The following is a 4269-nucleotide window of genomic DNA, read 5'->3' on the forward strand; positions in this document are numbered from 1 at the left end:
TTTATTTTGTTCATTTTCCATTTTTTTAAGTAAGTAAGAGCCAAGTAATATTTTACGTCTGGTATCTTCCTTTCTTTGTTGATCAGTAATCTTTTTCTTTTCACGAGCTAATACAGCCTGCTTTTGAGCTTTAAGCTGTTTTAAGCGCTCTTCTTGTTTAGCAATTTGTTGTTCTAAAGATTCCACTTTCATTGTAATTCCAATACCTAAAAACCACAGTTAGCATAAGCGCACATGAATTGAAATTCAAGGTGCTATCTGCTATCGTGGTTTTCCCGAAGGGCGCACTTTACCATTGAGAAAAATCTTCGATTTTTTCAATGGAAGTACGGCAGGGGAAACCCCCTACAACCCCAAACCAATCTATGCAGATTGGTAAAATTCGAAATCGAATTTAAGAGCAAAGGCAAAATGGCAATTTATCATTTTTCAGTGAAGACAATAAGCCGAGGTGCAGGGCGTTCAGCCGTTGCATGTTCTGCTTATCGTTCAGGTGAAAAATTGATAGACGAAAGACAAGGCAAAGAACAGGATTACACCCGAAAAACAGGCGTTGAATTTACAAAAATTTATGCCCCTGAAAATGTTAATCCTGAGTTACTCGACCGCAATCACCTTTGGAACACGGTTGAAAAAGTTGAACGTCGAAAAGATGCAAATCTAGCAAGAGAATTTGAAATTGCTTTTCCACATGAACTTAATGCCGCACAACGTAAAGAAATGCTTAATGAGTTGTGCCAAGAACTGGTCAAACGACATGGTGTAATCGTGGATGCAGCCATTCATGCTCCACACACCCAAAGCGGAAGTGATGAACGGAACTATCACGCGCATATCATGTTTACAGGCCGTCAGATCGACCTTGAAACAGGCGACTTTGCAAAAAAGAGAAATCGAGATTTTAACAAAGAAAATTCTAGTCAGACCGTGAACCAATGGCGAGAAACCTTTGCCGACCTCACCAACCAACACCTGGCACAAGCCGGCTACTCATCCAAGGTAGATCACCGAAGCTATAGCGATCAGAACAACGGACTACAGGCAACCCTTCACGAGGGTAGCAAGGTCACACAGCTACGCAGACAAGGCATTGATACCGAAATCAGCCTAAAAAATAATTTAATTAAACAGCAAAACGCTGAAAACCAACGATTGCCTGAAATTTTGAAAGGTTTAGAGCAAGAAATACTTTTATCTGAAACGACCATTAACAACTTAAGAAACCAAGACCTAATTCAGAAAACTGAAGAACAAAAAAAACAAAAGGAAAACGAACAGAATCTTAAACAAATTTCTCAAAATTATTTCAGAGAAGTATTCAACGCAATCGCCGAAGCTAAAAAACTTAGAGCTGCTGTTCACCAGTTCGAGAAAGAATATGAAAATGATTATACCGCTTCTGTCAGAACAGACAGTGTCTCTTTAAATCACAAGACATATCAAGCACATCAAAAAATGATGAGTTTAGTTCAACGCTATGAACAACATGCAGATAGTCATAATTTTCTCAGCCTTCGAGATCGCACAATTGTTTACATTGAAAATAAGAGAAAAGAGAAAAAAGACTTGGGCATAATGGCTTTTTTAACTAAGCCTAAAGAGCTAAAAAACCTGAATGACTCAATAGAGCGCATCACGAGTTTATTCAATTATTTTTCAGATATGGCTAAAGACTTCAAACAGAATCCTTTCATGAAATCTATTGCGTCAGAGTTCTTTTACAAAGAACAAGAGATAAAAAAAGAGAGAGAACACAGAGAAAGCTTCCAAAAACATTTTGAAGAATCTCAAAGACGAAAAGAACATCTGCGCAAACAACTTGAAGCAGATGAAAAACGCCAATTTAACGAGAATCAACTCCGTTATAAAAAGGAAACCGAAGAATATCACGCTAAAAAAGCCCAAAAACAGGCACAAAAGCCAGATGAGCCATTTATAAAACCAGTAGATCGGAGCAACGACTTTGAAATGTAGTCTTAAATCACTCTATTTTTCGATTTAAGGCCATATTTAAGTTTTTATATAGAATCTATAGTTGAACAAATAAAAGTGTCTTAAATCGCAAACCATGCATTTTTAGCGAGTGTCTACGAGCGTCACAAAGAAAGTTCGTTCATTCCTTCCCTGATTACAAGCTTCCTATCCATTTCAAACAGTCAAAACAGAGCATCCCGAATGGGTGCGAACTTTGGAGCTTTTGCTTTTAAAAAAGCATGAGCATAGCGAATGCATTATCAATGGTTCGGATCTTGCTTTTGCTTTTGAAAAGACACGAGCGAAGCGAGTGCCATAGCCTTTGATTTTGACTTTGATTTTGACTTTAATTTTTAAAGTTTTAGGCTTTTAATGTTTTAAATAGCTTTTAAATGCTTTTAAGTCCTCTGAAATATAAGCCTAGCAAGGCTTCCGTAGCTTATAAACATACATTTACCCTGCTATAAACATACATTTACCCTGCTATAAACATACATTTACCCTGCTATAAACATACATTTACCCTGCTTATCAATACAAAATATTATTTGTATTTTTTTATACTTGTGATAATTTGTATTTTTATTATAAAAATAGGCTATAAAATGAGCTTAGTTGTGAAAGATAATTCACTAATAAATGCGAGCTATACATTGAGCTTGGTAGAACAAAGATTAATCCTATTGGCAATCCTTGAAGCAAGGGAAACAGGTAAAGGGGTTGATACTGAGACATTTCTAGAAATTCATGCTCAACACTATGCAGATCACTTTCATGTTGATGTTAAAAATACCTATGCAATGCTGTCAGATGCAGTAATGACGCTTTTTAATCGTCAAGTTACTTACATGACAGTAGATGAGAAAAGAAACAAGCCTGAAAAGCGTGTGATTAGATGGGTTAGTGGCATTTCATATGTTGAGGGTGCAGGCATCGTTAAACTACGTTTTGCTCCTGAAATTGTGCCGTTAATCACTCGATTAGAGCAAAACTTTACTAGCTATGAACTGATGCAAGTTGCCAACCTAAATCTATACGCTACCCGTTTATATGAGTTATTAGTAGCTTGGCGACGCACAGGTAAAACCCCCATTATTGAACTTAATGACTTTCGTTCAAAGTTAGGAATACTCGATCAAGAATATAAATTAATGCATAACTTTAAGAATCGTGTCCTAGACCCAGCGATCAAGCAAATTAATGAACATACCGATATAACAGTTAAGGTTGAACAACATAAGACAGGGCGATCTATTACAGGATTTTCATTCAAGTTTAAGCCCAAACCACAAGCTAAAGTCGAAAAAGAAATAGACCTAAAACGAGATCCAAACACTCTAGATATGTTTTTCAAGATGACAGATGCACAAGTCACCACGTATTCAAGCAAATTGGCTCGTTTACCTGAGTTTGGTTATCTTGCCGCAGGTAATGAAAGCTATGAGGTTCTAGCATCTAAAATAGCCAAAATGCTCAAAGATGAAAAACAACAAAAAACTTTTATAAGTGCGCTAAAAAGATTAGGTTTTAAATTTTGATGAGGATTAATGGTGATAAGAATATTTATACTGGTTTTCGTTACTGGATTTCTGAGTGCTTGTCATCAGTCGCTATTAACCAATCAACCGAAGATGCAAGAATTACAAGCGATACCCTTTAATGATCAGACTTTGGCACAATTTTCTTGGCAGTTGATTGAGGCAACAGATGTTAATGGCAAACGTATAGATGCGTTGTTTTTAGCTTCAGAATCAGATCAACCCATCACGCTAAAATTTGCAGGTAAGAGGAGGCTATATATTGGTAATTTGTTTTGCAATATAAATTCAATTGGCATTCATTTTGAGGATAATCGTTTATATTCTAAAAATCCGATTATTGCTACAATGATGGGCTGTCCTGATGATATAACCTTACGTGAAAGTACGATGATACACGATATTCTAGCAACTAAGCCTGCATTGTATCTTCAATCTAGTAAGGGTCAGATACAGCTTATTATCGAAACGCCAAAAAAAGATAAACTGATATTTAATGGTAGTTCAGATCAATAAGTAATCTAAATTCGTGCAGCATACTGATGAAAATAATCACTTAAACTACAAACCAAACAGTTTTCTATCCCGATCTTCTGTTAAATACTCGTTGAGTTCAGCGAGTATTTTTTCTTTATTTTGTTCATTTTCCATTTTTTTAAGTAAGTAAGAGCCAAGTAATATTTTACGTCTGGTATCTTCCTTTCTTTGTTGATCAGTAATCTTTTTCTTTTCACGAGCTAATACAGCCTGCTTTTGA

Annotated in this window: 5 protein-coding genes; 3 read left to right on the plus strand and 2 right to left on the minus strand. The window is 36.0% G+C overall.

The window, feature by feature from the left end; all coding sequences use genetic code 11:
* The coding region (locus tag FTV14_RS15705; RefSeq protein WP_180054156.1) for a mobilization protein at window positions 1-192 on the minus strand (192 nt) is incomplete at its 3' end.
* Window positions 193-411: 219 nt separating this feature from the next.
* On the opposite strand from FTV14_RS15705, the gene mobQ reads away from it, so the two are divergent.
* From mobQ to FTV14_RS15720, 3 genes are all read left to right on the plus strand, one after another.
* The gene (gene mobQ, locus FTV14_RS16120; protein ID WP_257219792.1) at window positions 412-1974 is read left to right on the plus strand and encodes a MobQ family relaxase; all 1563 of its coding nucleotides are present in this window, start codon (window positions 412-414) and stop codon (window positions 1972-1974) included.
* 605 nt (window positions 1975-2579) lie between these two features.
* Window positions 2580-3512 carry a replication initiation protein RepM gene (repM, locus tag FTV14_RS15715; RefSeq protein ID WP_180034332.1) on the plus strand — a complete coding sequence of 311 codons (933 nt, stop codon included), beginning with the start codon at window positions 2580-2582 and terminating at the stop codon, window positions 3510-3512.
* Between the two features lie 93 nt (window positions 3513-3605).
* On the plus strand, window positions 3606-4028 hold the full coding sequence (locus FTV14_RS15720) for an META domain-containing protein (RefSeq protein ID WP_180034331.1): 423 nt from the start codon (window positions 3606-3608) through the stop codon (window positions 4026-4028).
* A gap of 45 nt (window positions 4029-4073) precedes the next feature.
* Here the strand turns inward: FTV14_RS15720 and FTV14_RS15725 are convergent.
* Window positions 4074-4269, minus strand: a 196-nt coding sequence (locus FTV14_RS15725) for a mobilization protein (protein WP_180054158.1), incomplete at its 5' end; no start/stop codon positions are given.

Origin of the sequence: Acinetobacter sp. YH12236, assembly GCF_013417645.1 — a bacterium.
Lineage (GTDB): Bacteria > Pseudomonadota > Gammaproteobacteria > Pseudomonadales > Moraxellaceae > Acinetobacter.

Excerpts from the sequence above, each read along its gene's own strand:
- repM (WP_180034332.1), top strand. The coding sequence starts at position 2,580 with ATGAGCTTAGTTGTGAAAGATAATTCACTAATAAATGCGAGCTATACA.
- FTV14_RS15720 (WP_180034331.1), top strand. The coding sequence starts at position 3,606 with ATGCAAGAATTACAAGCGATACCCTTTAATGATCAGACTTTGGCACAA.
- mobQ (WP_257219792.1), top strand. The coding sequence starts at position 412 with ATGGCAATTTATCATTTTTCAGTGAAGACAATAAGCCGAGGTGCAGGG.